Source organism: Thiomonas sp. SCN 64-16 (genome assembly GCF_001725585.1).
GTDB classification, from domain to species: Bacteria; Pseudomonadota; Gammaproteobacteria; order Burkholderiales; family Burkholderiaceae_C; genus Thiomonas; species Thiomonas arsenitoxydans.
Genome location: NZ_MEGQ01000028.1, coordinates 16,470 through 32,903 on the forward strand (window position 1 = coordinate 16,470; position 16,434 = coordinate 32,903).

Here is a 16,434-nt window from a genome sequence, read left to right on the forward strand (position 1 = left end):
ATTTCCATGAAATTCCACACCCCATCTCTATCTCGCACTCTTCTGGCCGCGGTTTGTGCCACCGCGTTTTTGATCAGCACGCCTGTCATGGCGCAGACGGCAGCGCCCGCGGCTGGTGCGGCGGCCAATGCACCCTTCAAGATCGGCTTCATCAACACCGAACGGGTGCTGAAAGATTCAACCCTGGCCAAGGCGGCCCAGCAGAAGCTGGAGGCCGAGTTTTCCAAGCGCGATAAGGATCTGCAGGACATGGCGGCCAAGATCAAGGCGGCCAACGAGAGCCTGGAAAAGAACGGTCCGGTCATGTCGGATGCAGATCGCATCAAGGCGCAACAGAACCTCGTGGACATGAACCGCGAATTCCAGCGCAAGCAGCGTGAGTTTTCCGAAGACCTCAATGCCCGCCGCAACGAAGCGCTGGCCTCGGTGCTCGACAAGGCCAACAAGGTCGTGCGCGACATCGCCCTGAAAGATCACTACGACATCATTTTCCAGGAAGCGGTGTACGTCAATCCGCGCATCGACATTACCGACAAGGTGCTCAAAGCGCTGGATGCTCAGTCGGGCAAGTGAGCCAGTCGGCTGTGTCGACGCCTGGCATCTCTATGGATGGCCTCACGCTTGAGCAGATTGCAGCCCGGCTTGGCGGCGAACTCATCGGAAACGGGCAAGCGGTCGTTCAACGCCTGCGGCCTATCGGCTCGGCCACTGAAACCGACATTACCTTCCTGAACCGGGACAAGCTGCGCCCGCAACTGGCCGAGACCGCGGCCGGTGCGGTCATCCTGCCCGAGTCGCTTCGCGATGCGTTGCCGCGCTCGGGCAATGCGATTGTCGCCCGCGATCCTTATTTGTATTACGCACACCTGTCGCAGTGGTTTTGGGCCTTGCGGCAGCCGCCGTTTGAGCCGGGGTGTCATGCCACCGCGCAGATCGATCCTGCGGCTCAGGTTTCTCCCGCTGCACGGGTGGACGCCTTTGCGGTCATCGAGGCGGGTGCGCAAATTGGGGAAGCGGCGCATATCGGGGCAGGCTGCTTCGTGGGGCGCGATGCGGTGATCGGCGCCGGCTCGGTGCTGCATCCGCGCAGTAGCGTGGCCTGGGGGTGTCGACTCGGAGCGCGTTGCGTATTGCAGTCGGGTGCGGTGGTCGGCAGCGATGGCTTTGGTTATGCGCGGGATGCCAACGGCGCCGGAGTGAAGATCGCCCAGGTCGGCATTGCCGTGCTCGAAGACGACGTAGAGGTGGGGGCGAACAGCACCATCGATCGCGGAGCGCTCGACAATACCGAAATCGGCTTGGGCGTGAAAATCGACAATCTGGTGCAGGTTGCCCACAACGTGCGCATCGGCGCGCATACCGCGCTGGCGGGTTGCGTGGGCATATCGGGCAGTGCGGAGATCGGCGCCTACTGCTTTATCGGCGGAGGGGTCGGCATTGCGGGGCATTTGAGCATTGCCGATGGCGTGGTCATCGGCGGCATGTCGCTGGTTTCGCGCTCCGTTCGTCAGCCGGGCATGTACACCGGCGCTTTCCCGCTGGATACCCATGCCAACTGGGAGCGCAATGCGGCGACCGTGCGCCAGTTGCATCAACTGCGAGACCGCATCCGCCGTTTGGAACAGCATATAGAACAACACACCGAGTCTTTGAAAACAGAACCATCGACATGACGACCACGCAAGACATCACGCAAATCCTTGAACTGCTTCCGCATCGTTACCCCATGCTGCTCGTCGATCGCGTGGTCGAGCAAGTGAATGGCAAGTACATCAAGGCCTACAAGAACGTCACCTTCAACGAGCCGTTTTTCACCGGTCATTTTCCGCAGAAACCCATCATGCCCGGTGTGCTCATTCTTGAGGCGCTGGCGCAGGCTTCGGGCATTCTGGCGTTTGGTTCGGTGGGAAAAACACCGGCGCAGGGGTCGCTGTATTACCTAGTGGGTATCGACAATGCGCGCTTCAAACAGCCCGTTATTCCAGGTGATCGGCTCGATCTGTACGTCGAGATGACGCGCAATATGCGGGGCATCTACAAGTTCACGGCGGAGGCTTCGGTCGAGGGCCGCGTGGTCGCGCAGGCCGAATTGATGTGCACCGAGCGCAGCGTGCCCTGAAGGCCAGCATGCCCAAGATTCATTCCACGGCGCAGGTCGATCCCCGCGCGGAAATCGCCGACGATGTCGAGATCGGCCCCTACGCCCTGGTCGGCCCCAAGGTGCGCATCGGTGCGGGCACGCGCGTGGGCGCGCATGTCATCATCGAAGGGCGAACCCGCATTGGCGCCGACAACCGGCTGCATCCGTTCAGCGTGATCGGCGGCGAGCCGCAGGACAAGAAATACAAAGGTGAAGATACGGCGCTGGAGATCGGCGACCGCAATGTGATCCGCGAATACTGCACCCTGCACATCGGCACGGTACAAGATGGCGGCATCACCCGGGTCGGAGACGACAACTGGATCATGGCCTATGTGCATATCGCGCACGACTGTCAGGTTGGCCACCACACCATCTTTGCCAACAATGCGCAGCTGGCCGGCCATGTTCATGTGGGCGACTGGGCCGTGCTGGGCGGCTATACCGGCGTGCATCAGTTCGTGCGCATCGGTGCCCATGTGATGACCGGTATCAGCTCGGTCATTCTGCAGGACGTGCCGCCCTATACCCTGGTGGCCGGCAATCCTGCCAAACCGCACGGCATCAATGCCGAAGGGCTGAGGCGCAGAGGCTATTCGCCCGATCAAATCTCCGCGCTGCGCGCCGCCTACCGTTTGCTGTATCGGCAGGGGCTGTCGCTGGAGCAGGCACGCACCGCCCTGGCCGATCTGCTGGCCGAGCGGCCGCAGTCGGCCGAGGCGCTCGGCGTGCTGCAGGCGTTCCTGGCTGAGGCTGGGCGTGGCATCGTCCGGCCCTAAGCGGGTGATGACCGCCCGTGCTTCGGCGACTTTGGCCTTCGTCGCTGGTGAGGCTTCCGGCGATCTGCTGGCCGGGCATTTGCTCAGGGCCCTGCACGACCGGGCGCCTGGTCTAAGCAGCGTGGGCATCGGCGGCCCGCGCATGCAGGCCGCGGGTTTCGATGCCTGGTGGCCCAGCGAACGGCTCGCGGTGAATGGCTATGCCGACGTGCTGGCGCGCCTGCCCGAACTGCTGCTGATGCGCCGACGTTTGCGCGGGCGCCTTTTGGCCGAGCCGCCGGCGGTGTTCATCGGCGTGGACGCGCCGGATTTCAATTTGCAGTTGGAACGTCGCCTGCGGCAGGCGGGCATACCGGTTGCGCATCTGGTGAGCCCGTCCATCTGGGCATGGCGGCGCGAGCGCATCGAACTGATTCGCCAGGCTGTGGATCACATGCTTTGCATTTTTCCCTTCGAGCCCGCGCTTTATGCCGATACGGGCGTGAAAGCGACTTACATCGGCCACCCCCTGGCCGAGGTCATTCCCCTGGAGCCCGACCGCGAGGCGGCGCGGCGGGCGCTGGCTCTGCCCGCAGACGGCCGTTGTCTGGCCGTGTTGCCAGGGAGTCGCCGAGCCGAGGTGAAGCATCTCATCGCGCCGTTTTTGGCCGCCGCCGCTTTGCTGGTGCAGCGCGGCCTGATGTCACGGGTGGTTGTGCCGATTGCTCATGCGGGCCTGCGACCCATGGTGTTGCAGGCGGCGGCCGCTCATCCCGACCTTCCCTTGCACCTGATCGACGGCCAGTCGCACACCGTTCTCGCAGCCTGCCATCTCGCCCTGGTCGCCAGTGGCACTGCCACGCTGGAATGTGCCTTGTTCAAGCGGCCCATGGTGATCGGCTATCGCATGTCGGCGCTCTCTTACCGCATGATGTCGGGCCGGGGTTATCTGCCCGATGTCGGGCTGCCCAACATCCTCGCAGGCAAACGTCTGGTGCCCGAGCTGTTGCAGCACGATTGCACCCCGCTGGCCCTGGCCGATGCGGCCAGCGACTTGCTGGAGCACCCGGCGCAATTGCAGCACCTGCAAGACCGCTTTACTGATATGCACCTGAGTTTGCGGCGCGATACGGCCGCGCTGGCCTCGCAGGCCATTCTCGACATGATTCCGGCATGACGCAGGCCACCTTATTCGCCGCAGAATACGGTGCTCCTGTTGCCCTGATTGCCGGCTGCGACGAAGTCGGGCGCGGGCCGTGGGCGGGGCCGGTGGTGGCCGCGGCCGTGGTGCTCGATCCCGCCCATCCCATTGCCGGGCTGGCCGACTCCAAGCTGCTCAGCGCTCGCCGTCGCGAGGAACTCGATGCGCAAATCCGGGCGTACAGCCTGGCTTGGAGCATCGCCGAGAGCTCGGTCGAAGAAATCGATCAGCGCAATATTCTGCAAGCCACGCTGCTGGCCATGCAGCGCGCCGTGGCGGCGCTGCCCTGCAAGATCGACCTGTTGCTCGTCGATGGCAATCAGACGCCCCAGGTGGCCATGCCCTGCCGCGCCATCGTGGGCGGCGATGCGGTGCAGCCTGCGATCAGCGCGGCTTCCATCATCGCCAAGGTGTACCGCGATCGCCTGATGACCGAGCTGGCGCAGCGCTACCCGGGTTATGGTTTCGAGCGCCACAGCGGCTACGGCACCGCGGCGCACCGCGCGGCGTTGCTTACACTGGGGCCCTGCGCCGCACACCGTCGCAGCTTTGCCCCTATCCGCCGCCTGTTGGCTCAGTCTATCCGCCCTCCAATGTTGAAGGACGTCGTGTCGTGAAGCGTATTACCTCGGCTGAAAACCCGCTGATCAAAACCCTGCGCAGCCTGTCCACCGAACCGGGCGCGGTGCGCAAACTCGGCCAGGTCTGGCTCGAAGGCATTCATCTCATCGAAGCCGCGCTTGCCGCTGGCCATGCCGCCGAGCCGCTGATCACCACCGATACAGGCCTGCTCGACCCGGAAATCGCGGCGCTGGTCGAGCGCGTCGGCACCACACAGACAGTGGTCTTGCATCAGGCCCTGTTCAACTGGATCACTGCGGTGGAGAACGGCCCGCCGGTGGGGATGCTGATCGCCCGTCCCAAGTCGTCCAAGCCCCGTCCGGGCAGCGCGCTCATCCTCGATCGGGTGCAGGACGCCGGCAATGTGGGCACCATGCTGCGCACCGCCGCGGCATCGGGCTGCGGTGCGGTGTATCTGCTGCGGGGTTGCGCCGGAGTGTGGTCGCCCAAAGTGCTGCGGTCTGCCATGGGCGCGCACTTCGTCATTCCTGTGTTCGAAGATCCGCCCTGGGAGCAGGTGCTCAACATCGTGCCGCGCCCGATCTATGCCACGCACATGCAGGCTGACACGGTGTTGTACGAACTCGATTTGAAGGAACCCGTGACCTGGATCTTCGGTAACGAAGGGCAGGGGATTTCAGATGCGCTGGTGGCCAAGTGTTCCGCGCTGGTGCGCATTCCCCAGGCCGATGGCGTGGAGTCGCTCAACGTCGCTGCGTCGGCGGCGATCTGCCTCTACGAGGGCGTGAGGCAGTCTCAGTTCAGCAAGACGCTGAGCTAGGTTTTAGCCCGCGGGCTTGCGCAGCAGCGCCAGCGACAGCGACTGGGCCGAGGCCCAGACCCGGCCACCCAGACTCATATGGGTGACGTGGAGCTTCACTTCATTTTCAGCAGCCATTTTTTTCAGCGCCTGCATTTCGGGCCAGTCGCGCAATTCGCGAATGCTGCCATCGAAGCTGAGCTGAATCACCGGGGCCGCAAGCGCGTTTGTCCAGATGGCTTGCGCCGCCGCGTCGATCACCCGCGACGCGGCCGATTTCCACTTGCTCGTCCGCGCTTCCAGCCCGAACGCCCCGGCCTTGCAACTCAGCACCGGATAGCGGTGCATGATTTGCGTCAGGCGCGTGCTGCAGGCCTGCACCCAGGGAGACAGATCGGGATGCTCAAGCCGCCCCAGCGTGAAGGCGACGTCAGCGGGATGACCTGGCGCCAGCCACACCTCGGTCTGGTCGGCCAGCGTTTGAGCAAGTCGCCGCAGACCCGGGATATCGCCCATGCGCATCTCGGGAGAGTTCAGCAGCAGGCGCGCCTGCAGGGCCGGGCCGCTTAGCAGCGAACGGGTGTTGATGACCTCCAGGGCATAGTCGGGCCGGAGGTGGCGTTCGCGGCGCAGGTGGGTGATTTCGTCCTGATGGTCTTTGAACATCTGCTCCACGCTGCGGCTGGCCTCCACCAGAGCCGGGTGGGTGGCGAGCAGCAGCAGCCGGTCGAAGTTGAGCGCCAGATGCGGATGCATGCGGTAGCTCAGCGCCTCGACGGATGGCGCGCTGACCTCGGCGCTGCGGATGCGCTCGTGGCTGAGCTGGCGCGATACGGTGCGGACTTCCGCCGTCCCTTTGTCCAGCAGCGTTCGGCCCGGCCACTGGATGGTCAGCGGCAGAATGCGCACCCGCCGGTCCGCCGCCATCGTTCCCGACAGATCGGTGCCGGCATCGACCATCAGCCCGGTGAGCGGAATCTGCGCCCGGTCGGGGTCGATGGGCAGCGCTTCCTCGCGTTCGGGAATTTTTTGTTGGGTCGAGGCGAATCCCAGTAGGTAGGCGTTTTTATCGTCGTCGTGCATGGCGGGTGGCGCTCAATATTCCAGCCGATCCGGGCGGATCTGCTGCAGGATGGTGGTGGCGATCTCTTCGATGGACTTGTGCGTGGACGACAACCAGCGGATGCCCTCGCGCCGCATGAGTTTTTCCGCCTCACTCACTTCATAACGGCAGTTGTCGAGCGCCGCGTAACGGCTGTTGGGCCGCCGCTCGGTGCGGATTTCGCTCAGACGCTCGGGCGTGATCGACAGCCCGAACAGTTTGTGCCGCAAACCGTTCAGCCCGTCGGGCAGGCGCATGCGCTCGAAATCGTCGGGAATGAGCGGATAGTTCGCCGCCCTCACGCCATGCTGCATGGCGAGATAGAGCGAAGTGGGTGTTTTGCCGCAACGCGACACGCCCACCAGAATGACTTCGGCCTCGGTCAGATTGCGGGTGGACTGGCCGTCATCGTGCATAAGCGAAAAATTGATCGCGTCGATGCGGTTGTGATACTGCGGGCTGTAGGCCGCATCGGAAAATCGTCCGATGCGATGGTTGGATTTGGCCCCGAACGCCACTTCGAGCGGTTGCACGAAGCTGTTGAACATGTCGAGCACCAGCGCGCGTGCGCCCTGAATGATGTCGAGCACGTCCGGGTGCACCAGGGTGACGAACACAATCGGCGGCTTGCCCTCGGCGCGTTCGACCTCGTTGATGCGCTCGACCGCATGCACCGCTTTCTCCACCGTGTCGACAAACGGCAGGCGAATGCGGTGGGGCTGCACGTCGAATTGCGCCAGAACGGAGTTGCCGAAGGTCTCGGCAGCGATTCCGGTGCCGTCCGAGACGAAAAAGACCGAGCGGTTAGGCATGTGTCAGCGTTCAAAACCTAGAATGAGCCGCATTGTCAGTGTGACTTGCGAAGACGGCGATACCCACTCGAACAAGACCTGTCATTTTCGCCACAGATCACGCCGAGCCCAGTTTTTTCATTCTATGAAGGACTTTCATCATGACCCAGCAAAACACCGCCCACAGCGGCAATGAGCTCATTTTGCAGCTCGATGATGTGCGAATGAACGACATCGATCAGGTCGGCGGCAAGAATGCGTCGCTTGGAGAAATGATCAGCCAGCTCTCCGGCAGCGGGGTTCGGGTTCCAGGCGGGTTCGCCACCACGGCGCACGCCTTCCGGCAATTCCTGCGTGCCGGGGGACTGGGGGAGCGCATCGAGACGATGCTCAAAGAGTTGGACGCCGACGATGTGCGCGCCCTGGAGCGCTGCGGCGCGCAAATCCGCCAGTGGGTGATCGAAACGCCGTTCCCGGCCGATCTGGAGCTGGCCATCCGCGGCGCCTATGCCGACCTCACTGCGGGCAATCCAGAGGCTTCGTTCGCGGTGCGGTCTTCAGCCACGGCGGAAGATTTGCCCGACGCTTCATTCGCCGGGCAGCAGGAAAGTTATCTGAACGTCAGCGGCATCGACGCGGTGCTGGAAAAAATCAAGCACGTCTTTGCCTCGCTCTACAACGACCGCGCGATTTCCTACCGGGTGCACAAGGGCTTTGTGCACAGCGATGTGGCGCTATCGGCTGGTGTGCAGCGCATGGTGCGCAGCGACAAGGCGGTGTCCGGCGTGATGTTCACGCTCGACACCGAGTCGGGCTTTCCGGATGTGGTGTTCATCACCGCGTCTTATGGCTTGGGAGAGACGGTGGTGCAGGGGGCGGTGAATCCGGACGAGTTCTATGTATTCAAGCCGACCCTGAAGGCGGGCAAGGAGGCGGTGATCCGCCGCAATCTTGGCTCCAAACTGATCCGCATGGAGTTTGCACCCGCGGGTTCGCCGCATCTGGTGCAGACGGTCGATACCCCGTCCGAACTGCGCAACCGCTACTGCCTGACTGACGCCGAGGCGCAGGAGCTGGCGCGCTTTGCCATGACCATCGAGTCGCATTACCAGCGTCCGATGGACATCGAGTGGGGCAAGGACGGCATCGACGGCCACCTCTACATCCTGCAGGCTCGCCCCGAGACGGTGAAGTCCAACGGACACACGCGTACCGAACAGCGCTACACCCTGAAGGGCAAGGGCGCCGTGCTGGTCACGGGTCGTGCCATCGGCCAGAAAATCGGTGCCGGGCCGGTGCGGGTGGTGCATTCCATCACCGATATGCACCTCGTCCAGGCGGGTGATGTGCTGGTTACCGACATGACCGACCCGAACTGGGAGCCGGTGATGAAAAAGGCCGCGGCCATCGTCACCAACCGCGGGGGCCGCACTTGCCACGCCGCCATCATCGCCCGTGAACTTGGCATTCCCGCCGTGGTCGGCTGCGGGCATGCGACCGACGTGCTCAAGGACGACATGCTGGTCACGGTGTCCTGCGCGCAGGGCGATACCGGCCAGATCTACGACGGTCTGCTCGAAACCGAAGTGACCGAAGTCGCCCGCGGCGCCATGCCCGAGGTGCCGACGAAGATCATGATGAACGTGGGCAATCCCACCCTGGCCTTCGATTTTTCGCAGGTGCCCAATCAGGGCGTGGGTCTGGCGCGTTTGGAGTTCATCATCAACAACAACATCGGCGTGCATCCCCGCGCGGTGCTCGAGTATCCGAATGTCGACTCCGATCTGAAAAAGGCGGTGGAGAGCGTGGCGCGCGGCCATGTCAGCCCGCGAGCGTTTTACGTGGACAAACTGGCCGAAGGAATCGCCACCATAGCCGCGGCGTTCTATCCCAAGCCCGTCATCGTGCGCTTGTCTGACTTCAAGTCCAACGAGTACAAAAAGCTCATCGGCGGCTCGCGCTATGAGCCGGACGAAGAAAACCCCATGCTGGGTTTCCGCGGGGCTTCGCGTTATGTCTCGCCCGACTTTGCGCAGAGCTTCGAGATGGAGTGCGTCGCCCTCAAACGGGTGCGCGAACAGATGGGGCTGGACAACGTCGAGATCATGGTGCCTTTCGTTCGCACGCTTGGTGAGGCTGAGGGCGTCATCAATCTGCTGGGCCGTCACGGCCTCAAGCGCGGAGAAAACGGCCTGCGCATCATCATGATGTGCGAAGTGCCGTCGAACGCCGTGCTGGCCAAGGAGTTCCTGCAATATTTCGATGGCTTCTCCATCGGCTCCAACGACCTGACCCAGCTCACCCTGGGGCTGGACCGTGACTCCGGCTTGGTGGCGCAGGCTTTCGACGAACGCGATCCGGCGGTGAAGGTGCTGCTGGCGCAAGCCATTGCCGCCTGCCGCGCCGAGGGCAAGTATGTGGGCATCTGCGGTCAGGGGCCGTCCGATCACCCCGATTTGGCGCAATGGCTGATGGAGCAGGGTATCTCGTCGATCTCGCTCAATCCCGACACCGTGATTGCCACCTGGCAACAGTTGGCGAAACATTGAGAGCCTCGAAGACGATTCGTCTATAATGCTTCGTTCCTTGCCGCACCGGTTGTGCCGGAATTGACGCTTTTTGCGCTCCGGGCGGCTTCTATCCACAAGGACAGCGCGTAGGCCTCACCCTAAGGGGGGCTGCGCCCTGCCGCATTTGAAGGAATCTGCATGCGTCACTATGAGATTGTGTTGATTTTCCACCCGGATCAAAGCGAGCAAGTGCCCGCGATGATCGAGCGCTACAAAAGCGCCGTGACCGCCAAGGCGGGCCAGATCCACCGGGTTGAAGACTGGGGCCGCCGCCAACTGGCCTATCCCATTCAGAAGCTTGCCAAGGCGCATTACGCCTGCATGAATATCGAGTGCGACCTGGAAACCCTGCGCGAACTCGAGCACAGCTTCAAGTTCAACGATGCCGTGCTGCGCAGCCTGGTGATCAAGACGGACAAGGCCGAAACCGCGCCTTCCATCATGATGAAGCAGGTCGAGCGCGACGAGGCTCGCAAGGCCCAACAGGAGCAAACAGCCTGAAAAATGGCCTGAATAGCGGCCAGATCAATCGGCTCGAACTTCAGGGTATTTTGGCCGAGCGGGGCGAACTCCGCTACACGCCGGCCGGAATCGAAGCGCTGGATTTTGTGTTGCAGCATCAATCGACTCAGTCCGAGGCGGACATGCCTTGCGAAGTGCAGCTTCAGATCGGCTGTGTCGGGTTTGGAAAGATTGCTCACGAAATGCATCGTCTCAGTCCTGGAGTCCTGTTGCAAGTTTCCGGTTTTCTGCGTGCATCGCGCCGCGGCTCGCGCCAGATGAAGTTGCACGTCACACAATACATTGAGGTTTAAATCATGGCACCACCACGCAAATTCGACAAAAAGAACGACCCGAAGCGCGCTCGTCGCAACCAGCAGTCTTCGCTGTTCAAGCGCAAGCGCTTCTGCCGCTTCACGGTCGCCAAGGTTGAGCAGATCGACTACAAGGATGTCGATGTGCTCAAGGACCTGATTGCGGAAAACGCTCGCATCATTCCCGCCCGCCTGACCGGCACCAGCGCGCACTACCAGCGCCAGCTCAACACCGCCATCAAGCGCGCGCGCTTTCTGGCGCTGTTGCCCTACACCGACCTGCACAAGGGCTAATCCGGGGACGACATCATGCAAATCATTCTTCTTGAAAAAGTTCTGAACGTCGGCAATCTGGGTGACGTGGTCAAGGTCAAGGACGGCTACGCCCGCAACTTCCTGATCCCCAAGAAAATGGCGCGCCGTGCCACGGTCGCAGCCCTGGCGGAGTTCGAGGCGCGTCGCGCCGAGATGGAAAAGCTTGCCGCTGAAAAGCTGATGCAGGCGCAAGCCGCCGGTGAGAAGCTCAATGGCCTGGTCATCACCCTGGTGCAGAAAGCCGGTGTGGATGGCCGCTTGTTCGGCTCCGTGACCCACGGCGACGTGGCCGAAGCCCTGGCCAAGCAAGGCATTGAAGTGAGCAAGTCGCAGGTTCGCTTCCCGGCGGGTCACGTCAAGACCACCGGTGAGCATCCGGTATCGATCGCCCTGCATACCGATGTCGTTACCGACATCACCCTGCAGGTCAAAGCCGAAGCGATGTAATCGCGGGGTTTTCGCGCTGGACACAAGGGCCGCGAATGCGGCCCTTGTCGTCTCTGCTTCGTTTCTGGTTTGTGCCGCTGCGTGCGGCACAATGCCAAATCGCTTTTTATTTTTGGATGGCATTTGCCGCCCACCGCCATGCAAGACCAAGCCCTAGACGCCATTCGCACGCCGCCGCACTCCATCGAGGCAGAGCAGTCGGTGCTGGGCGGGCTGTTGCTCGACAACCAGGCCTTCGACAAGGTGGCCGATCTGCTGGTGGCGGCGCAGTTTTATCGCTTCGAGCACAGGGCGATTTTCCAGGCCATCGCCGACCTGATCAATCTGAGCAAACCGGCCGACGTGATCACCGTGCTGGAGGCGCTGCAATCCATCGGCAAGCACGAGGAATGCGGCGGGCTGCCCTACCTGAATTCGCTGGCGCAGTGCGTGCCCAGCGCTGCGAACATTCGCCGATATGCCGAGATCGTGCGCGAGCGCGCGGTGCTACGCCAACTGGTGACCATCAGCGACGAGATTGCACAGAACGCGCTCAATCCGCAAGGGCGGGGCGTGCAGCAGATTCTCGACGAGGCCGAGTCGCGTATTTTCGCCATCTCGGAGGAGGGGGCCAAGTCGGCCGCGGGCTTCCAGTCGATGAAGGGCCTGCTGGGTGAGTTGCTCAAGCGGGTGAGCGAGTTGGCCGAGCGCGGCGGCGCTGATACCACTGGGGTGCCCACGGGTTTTGCCGACCTGGACCGGATGACCGCGGGTTTGCAGCCTGGTGATCTGGTGATCGTTGCCGGCCGTCCTTCCATGGGTAAGACGGCGTTTTCGCTGAACATTGCCGAACATGTGGCGATCAATGAGCAACTGCCGGTGGCGGTGTTCAGTATGGAAATGGGCGCTTCGCAGTTGGTGTTGCGCGTGGTGGGTTCGATGGGGCGGATCGACCAGAGCCATCTGCGTACCGGCCAACTCACCGAAGACGAGTGGACGCGGCTGCCCGAAACCATTGAGCGCTTGCAAGACGTGCACATGCACATCGATGAAACCCCGGCGCTCAATCCGCTGGAACTGCGGGCGCGTTCGCGACGTCTGGCCCGTCAGTTCGGCGGGCGGCTGGGCTTGATCGTGGTCGATTATCTGCAGCTCATGTCGTCGTCGCGAGACGGCGAGAACCGCGCCACTGAAATCTCCGAGATTTCACGCTCGCTCAAGGCTCTGGCCAAGGAACTGCATTGCCCGGTGATTGCGCTGTCGCAGCTCAATCGCGACCTCGAAAAGCGCACCGACAAACGACCGGTGATGAGCGATCTGCGTGAATCGGGCGCCATCGAGCAGGATGCCGACGTGATCCTGTTCATCTACCGCGACGAGGTCTACAACAAAGACTCGAAAGACGCCGGGGTGGCTGAAGTCATTATCGGCAAACAGCGTAACGGGCCGATCGGCGTGGTGCATCTCGCCTTCCTCAAACCGCTGACGCGGTTTGAAAACCTGACGCGCGAATTCTGATCGCGCGCCAGCTTCTCCCGCGCTTACAGCACTTCGCTGGCGTAGTCGGCCAGGCGGCTGCGTTCGCCTCTGGCCAGGGTGACGTGACCACTGTGGCCCCAGCCCTTGAAACGATCCACCACAAAAGTCATGCCTGAGCTACCTTCGGTGAGGTAAGGCGTGTCGATCTGCGCGATATTGCCCATGCATACCAGTTTGGTGCCGGGGCCCGCGCGGGTGATCAGGGTTTTCATCTGCTTGGGCGTGAGGTTCTGAGCTTCGTCGATGATGACGTATTTGTTGAGAAACGTGCGGCCCCGCATGAAGTTCATGCTCTTGATCTTGATCTTGGAGCGGATGAGGTCTTGCGTGGCGGCCCGGCCCCACTCGCCGCCCGAGTTGCCCCCTTCGCTCTGATTGAGCACTTCGAGGTTGTCGTCGAGCGCGCCCATCCAAGGGCCCATCTTTTCTTCTTCGGTGCCCGGTAGGTAGCCGATGTCTTCGCCCACAGGAACGGTCACGCGGGTCACGATGATTTCGTTGTACCGCCGGGCGTCCAGCACCTGAGACAGGCCCGCGGCCAGCGCGAGCAGGGTCTTGCCGGTACCGGCCTGTCCCGCCAATGTGACGAAATCCACATCCGGGTCCATCAGCAGGTTGAGGGCGAAGTTCTGTTCGCGGTTGCGCGCAGTGACGCCCCAGATGGCGTTTTTCTGGTGCGTATGGTCGCGCATGACCTGCAGCACGGCGGTGTTCGCGCGGATTTCCTTCACTCGCGCGTAGAGCGGCGGGGCACTGCCGCTCTCCCAATAAACCGCCTGATTGACCAGCATCTGTGCGACGAACTTGCCCTGCACCCGGTAGAAGGTGTTGCCGCCCTGCTGCCAGCTTTCCACCGACTTGGCCTGCCGATCCCAAAAATCGGGCGGCAGCACCATCATGCCGGTGTAGAGCAGATCGGCGTCGTCGAGCGTCTTGTCGTTGGCGTAATCCTCGGCATGCAGCCCCAGGGCGCGGGCTTTCACGCGCATATTGATGTCCTTGGACACCAGCACCACAGGCCGCTCGGTATGAATGTGCGTGAGATCCTGCAGCACCGCCAGGATCTGGTTGTCCGCCTTGCCCTGAGGCAGTGCGATGGGCAGTTCGACATCGTGCGCGCGGGTCTGGAAGAACAGGCGTCCCTTGGCCTCCGCATGGCCGGTGCGATTCAGCGCGATACCCTGGTCGATGCCGCTGCCGGTATCGGCCACCAAAGCATCGAGCTCACGGCTGACCTGGCGGCCATTGCGCGCCACTTCCGACAGGCCCTTTTTGTGCGCGTCCAGTTCTTCCAGCGTGACCATCGGCAGATAGATGTCGTGCTCTTCAAAGCGGTAGAGCGACATCGGGTCGTGCAGCAGCACATTGGTGTCGAGGACGAACAGCTTGGCGGGTTGCTGGGCAATGGGTGCCCGCTTGGGCTGCACCGCCTTCTGGGCGGGGCGATCCGCAGCAGCGGGGGCGACCTCACGCGGTATCGGCTGGCGTGTTTGGCGCGTGGATGCCGCGGGCCGCGTCGCCGCCGACACAACTGCGACCGTCGGCGCGGTCTCCTGAGGTATTGGGCGGGCCTTGTCGAGCGCCGTGGTTTTTCGCGAAGCGGAGGGCGTCTGTGTGGTCGACGGAGCAGCTTGGGTCAGCAGGCTGCCCATGGACTTGGGTGGGGGAGGCAGGGGCATGAGACGAATGGATAGTCTTGCAGACGTGGGAAGGGGATGGAATCGGAGAGGCTGATTCAGGGGCGGCTAGACCAGCAAACCGCAACAAAAAACCGCTGACCATCGCGAGACGGTACAGCGGCTTTCACATAGTTGGCCACCTCAGTATGAGATGGGCGCCTGCTGTCGATGCAGAGCATGCGCAACCCGCGATGAGTGCCCAGGGTGCTGCGGAGTCTGAGGTTCAAAACAAAGCGCCGCGTCGGGGTGATTGGGGTTCAGAGTTTCTGGATGACGTCGAGCACTTCGTCAACGTGCCCGGCGACTTTGATCCCGCGCCATTCCTGCCGCAGGACGCCGTCGGTATCGATGACGAAGGTGCTGCGCTCGATGCCCTTGACCTTCTTGCCGTACATAATCTTGTTCTTCACCACGCCGAACATGTGGCAGAGCTTTTCTTCCGTATCAGCGATCAGGTCGAACGGCAGTTCGAGGTGCTCCTTGAACTTTTCGTGCGACAGCAGGTTGTCGCGCGAGATGCCGAAAATCACGGCATTGGCCTGCTCGAATGCTTCGAAGTTGTCGCGAAAGTGCATGGACTCGGTGGTGCACCCGGGCGTCATGTCCTTGGGGTAGAAGTAGAGAACAATTTTTTTGCCCAGATAGTTTTTCGGGCTGAACTGCACGCCACTGGTGGCGGCGGCTTCGAAATCGGGAACCACTTTATTCAAGACCAAAGCCATGAAGTCTCCTGCTGGGCTGCTGCATCGTTTCTCCTCGTTCTGATCAGTTATGAATACTGCTGAGGGAAACGGAAGGACGTAAAAGCCTCATTTTATCTTGCCGCGCGAACCCGGGCCGATTCACGCTATTTCGTGTCGTTCCGCGCCGGTCCGATCATTCGATCATCAGCGCGGCCAGCACACGACGACCTTCGCCGGCCAGAATGTTGTAGGTGCGACAGGCAGCGGCGGTGTCCATGACTTCCCAGCCAATGCGGCGCGAGATGAGTTGGCGCATCAAGGCGGCGGGCAGCAGATGCTGCTCTCGGCCCGTGCCAATCAGCACCACCTCGGGCAGCGGATCGAGCAACAGCGCGTCGATGTGCGCGGGCAACAGCGCGCCGACATGCTCGGCGCCCCAGGGCTTAGGCGACTGCTGCGGGGCGAACACGCAGGCGCTGGTGTGGCGCAGGCCGTTGACTTCGATATAGCCCGGCCCGTAGGCGGAGACCATCTGCGTATCGGGGGAGAAGTCGGGCTGGAGTTTCATGACTGCGGGGGTGCGGGCCGTTACAACAGGCTCGCGCGGGGCGGGCGTGTGAGAGAGGGGCTGCGCAAACCGAGGGGCGGTGCAAAACGAGGGAAATGCAGGGGTTGAAGGCACAGATCAAGGTAAATTATAGGGTTCGCCCTCCGTATGGCGGGCGGGCGCGGGTCTGAATCCCCTACCCTGAAGAGATGCGCTCAGGATCGGGATGAGTGGCCAGGGTGGCAGCACGCACGGTGTTTGTGCGGACGTTTTTTCTAGGCTGAGAGTGAGGTGGTTGTGCGCGAATTCCGGAAGTCCGACAAATTGGCCGATGTCTGCTATGACATCCGAGGTCCCGTGCTCGACAAGGCGCGGCAGATGGAAGAGGAGGGGCAGCGGATCATCAAGCTCAACATCGGCAATCTGGCCGTGTTCGGCTTCGAGCCGCCCGATGAGATCGTGCAGGACATGATCCACAACCTGCCCA

18 protein-coding genes and 1 pseudogene are annotated in these 16,434 nt (G+C 62.3%); 14 read left to right on the forward strand and 5 right to left on the reverse strand.

The features are described 5' to 3' along the window. Positions 1-6 precede the first annotated feature (6 nt). The 7 genes from ABT24_RS09340 to ABT24_RS09370 are packed head-to-tail and all read left to right on the forward strand — an operon-like array spanning position 7 to position 5,501. Positions 7-573: an OmpH/Skp family outer membrane protein gene (locus ABT24_RS09340; RefSeq protein WP_407830067.1), complete on the forward strand. Its 567-nt coding sequence runs from the start codon at positions 7-9 to the stop codon at positions 571-573. Between the two features lie 32 nt (positions 574-605). Further along, positions 606-1,673 (forward strand): UDP-3-O-(3-hydroxymyristoyl)glucosamine N-acyltransferase, encoded by a 1,068-nt coding sequence (gene lpxD / locus ABT24_RS09345; RefSeq protein ID WP_276730760.1) that lies wholly within the window; start codon positions 606-608, stop codon positions 1,671-1,673. Further along, on the forward strand, positions 1,670-2,119 hold the full coding sequence (fabZ, locus tag ABT24_RS09350; protein ID WP_013123692.1) for a 3-hydroxyacyl-ACP dehydratase FabZ: 450 nt from the start codon (positions 1,670-1,672) through the stop codon (positions 2,117-2,119). Before lpxD ends, fabZ begins: the two co-directional genes overlap by 4 nt. Before the next feature lie 8 nt (positions 2,120-2,127). Beyond that, positions 2,128-2,919: an acyl-ACP--UDP-N-acetylglucosamine O-acyltransferase gene (gene lpxA, locus ABT24_RS09355; protein ID WP_276730758.1), complete on the forward strand. Its 792-nt coding sequence runs from the start codon at positions 2,128-2,130 to the stop codon at positions 2,917-2,919. A 7-nt stretch (positions 2,920-2,926) separates the two neighbouring features. Further along, on the forward strand, positions 2,927-4,075 hold the full coding sequence (gene lpxB / locus ABT24_RS09360) for a lipid-A-disaccharide synthase (protein WP_276730755.1): 1,149 nt from the start codon (positions 2,927-2,929) through the stop codon (positions 4,073-4,075). Then, positions 4,072-4,716 carry a ribonuclease HII gene (gene rnhB, locus ABT24_RS09365; protein ID WP_276730753.1) on the forward strand — a complete coding sequence of 215 codons (645 nt, stop codon included), beginning with the start codon at positions 4,072-4,074 and terminating at the stop codon, positions 4,714-4,716. The genes lpxB and rnhB overlap by 4 nt, the downstream gene beginning before the upstream one ends. Next, a complete protein-coding gene (locus ABT24_RS09370) occupies positions 4,713-5,501 on the forward strand; it encodes a TrmH family RNA methyltransferase (protein WP_013106375.1) in 789 nt (262 codons plus the stop codon). The genes rnhB and ABT24_RS09370 overlap by 4 nt, the downstream gene beginning before the upstream one ends. A 3-nt stretch (positions 5,502-5,504) precedes the next feature. Here the strand turns inward: ABT24_RS09370 and ABT24_RS09375 are convergent, their stop codons facing one another. Then, the gene (locus ABT24_RS09375; protein ID WP_013106374.1) at positions 5,505-6,563 is read right to left on the reverse strand and encodes a DegV family protein; all 1,059 of its coding nucleotides are present in this window, start codon (positions 6,561-6,563) and stop codon (positions 5,505-5,507) included. A gap of 12 nt (positions 6,564-6,575) precedes the next feature. Continuing rightward, positions 6,576-7,394: a posphoenolpyruvate synthetase regulatory kinase/phosphorylase PpsR gene (gene ppsR, locus ABT24_RS09380; protein WP_013106373.1), complete on the reverse strand. Its 819-nt coding sequence runs from the start codon at positions 7,392-7,394 to the stop codon at positions 6,576-6,578. A 140-nt stretch (positions 7,395-7,534) separates the two neighbouring features. Between ppsR and ppsA the strand changes: the two genes are divergently transcribed. From ppsA to dnaB, 6 genes are all read left to right on the forward strand, one after another. Continuing rightward, positions 7,535-9,922: a phosphoenolpyruvate synthase gene (gene ppsA / locus ABT24_RS09385; RefSeq protein ID WP_276730749.1), complete on the forward strand. Its 2,388-nt coding sequence runs from the start codon at positions 7,535-7,537 to the stop codon at positions 9,920-9,922. Between the two features lie 159 nt (positions 9,923-10,081). Further along, positions 10,082-10,444 carry a 30S ribosomal protein S6 gene (gene rpsF / locus ABT24_RS09390; RefSeq protein WP_013106371.1) on the forward strand — a complete coding sequence of 121 codons (363 nt, stop codon included), beginning with the start codon at positions 10,082-10,084 and terminating at the stop codon, positions 10,442-10,444. A gap of 23 nt (positions 10,445-10,467) precedes the next feature. After that, positions 10,468-10,758 (forward strand): primosomal replication protein N, encoded by a 291-nt coding sequence (gene priB, locus ABT24_RS15615; protein ID WP_013123686.1) that lies wholly within the window; start codon positions 10,468-10,470, stop codon positions 10,756-10,758. 3 nt (positions 10,759-10,761) lie between these two features. After that, positions 10,762-11,052: a 30S ribosomal protein S18 gene (rpsR, locus tag ABT24_RS09395; RefSeq protein WP_013106369.1), complete on the forward strand. Its 291-nt coding sequence runs from the start codon at positions 10,762-10,764 to the stop codon at positions 11,050-11,052. A 15-nt stretch (positions 11,053-11,067) separates the two neighbouring features. Then, on the forward strand, positions 11,068-11,520 hold the full coding sequence (gene rplI / locus ABT24_RS09400) for a 50S ribosomal protein L9 (protein WP_276730746.1): 453 nt from the start codon (positions 11,068-11,070) through the stop codon (positions 11,518-11,520). Between the two features lie 138 nt (positions 11,521-11,658). Continuing rightward, on the forward strand, positions 11,659-13,017 hold the full coding sequence (dnaB, locus tag ABT24_RS09405) for a replicative DNA helicase (RefSeq protein WP_013123683.1): 1,359 nt from the start codon (positions 11,659-11,661) through the stop codon (positions 13,015-13,017). A 23-nt stretch (positions 13,018-13,040) separates the two neighbouring features. Here the strand turns inward: dnaB and ABT24_RS09410 are convergent, their stop codons facing one another. The 3 genes from ABT24_RS09410 to ABT24_RS09420 form a co-directional block, all read right to left on the reverse strand. Further along, the gene (locus ABT24_RS09410; RefSeq protein ID WP_013106366.1) at positions 13,041-14,717 is read right to left on the reverse strand and encodes a PhoH family protein; all 1,677 of its coding nucleotides are present in this window, start codon (positions 14,715-14,717) and stop codon (positions 13,041-13,043) included. Between the two features lie 257 nt (positions 14,718-14,974). Beyond that, positions 14,975-15,439, reverse strand: coding sequence for a peroxiredoxin (locus ABT24_RS09415; RefSeq protein WP_276730741.1), 465 nt, complete (start codon positions 15,437-15,439; stop codon positions 14,975-14,977). Positions 15,440-15,593: 154 nt separating this feature from the next. Beyond that, positions 15,594-15,968 carry an Mth938-like domain-containing protein gene (locus ABT24_RS09420; protein WP_276730737.1) on the reverse strand — a complete coding sequence of 125 codons (375 nt, stop codon included), beginning with the start codon at positions 15,966-15,968 and terminating at the stop codon, positions 15,594-15,596. 270 nt (positions 15,969-16,238) lie between these two features. On the opposite strand from ABT24_RS09420, the pseudogene ABT24_RS09425 reads away from it, so the two are divergent. After that, a pseudogene (locus tag ABT24_RS09425) lies at positions 16,239-16,434 on the forward strand (aminotransferase); the annotation flags it as partial.

Bases quoted from the DNA above. Each gene is read 5' to 3' on its own strand.
- rnhB (WP_276730753.1), top strand. From the start codon at position 4,072: ATGACGCAGGCCACCTTATTCGCCGCAGAATACGGTGCTCCTGTTGCC.
- dnaB (WP_013123683.1), top strand. From the start codon at position 11,659: ATGCAAGACCAAGCCCTAGACGCCATTCGCACGCCGCCGCACTCCATC.
- lpxB (WP_276730755.1), top strand. From the start codon at position 2,927: ATGACCGCCCGTGCTTCGGCGACTTTGGCCTTCGTCGCTGGTGAGGCT.
- ppsA (WP_276730749.1), top strand. From the start codon at position 7,535: ATGACCCAGCAAAACACCGCCCACAGCGGCAATGAGCTCATTTTGCAG.
- rplI (WP_276730746.1), top strand. From the start codon at position 11,068: ATGCAAATCATTCTTCTTGAAAAAGTTCTGAACGTCGGCAATCTGGGT.
- lpxD (WP_276730760.1), top strand. From the start codon at position 606: ATGGATGGCCTCACGCTTGAGCAGATTGCAGCCCGGCTTGGCGGCGAA.
- rpsF (WP_013106371.1), top strand. From the start codon at position 10,082: ATGCGTCACTATGAGATTGTGTTGATTTTCCACCCGGATCAAAGCGAG.
- fabZ (WP_013123692.1), top strand. From the start codon at position 1,670: ATGACGACCACGCAAGACATCACGCAAATCCTTGAACTGCTTCCGCAT.
- ABT24_RS09375 (WP_013106374.1), bottom strand. From the start codon at position 6,563: ATGCACGACGACGATAAAAACGCCTACCTACTGGGATTCGCCTCGACC.
- ABT24_RS09420 (WP_276730737.1), bottom strand. From the start codon at position 15,968: ATGAAACTCCAGCCCGACTTCTCCCCCGATACGCAGATGGTCTCCGCC.
- ABT24_RS09415 (WP_276730741.1), bottom strand. From the start codon at position 15,439: ATGGCTTTGGTCTTGAATAAAGTGGTTCCCGATTTCGAAGCCGCCGCC.
- ppsR (WP_013106373.1), bottom strand. From the start codon at position 7,394: ATGCCTAACCGCTCGGTCTTTTTCGTCTCGGACGGCACCGGAATCGCT.
- ABT24_RS09410 (WP_013106366.1), bottom strand. From the start codon at position 14,717: ATGCCCCTGCCTCCCCCACCCAAGTCCATGGGCAGCCTGCTGACCCAA.
- ABT24_RS09340 (WP_407830067.1), top strand. From the start codon at position 7: ATGAAATTCCACACCCCATCTCTATCTCGCACTCTTCTGGCCGCGGTT.
- rpsR (WP_013106369.1), top strand. From the start codon at position 10,762: ATGGCACCACCACGCAAATTCGACAAAAAGAACGACCCGAAGCGCGCT.
- lpxA (WP_276730758.1), top strand. From the start codon at position 2,128: ATGCCCAAGATTCATTCCACGGCGCAGGTCGATCCCCGCGCGGAAATC.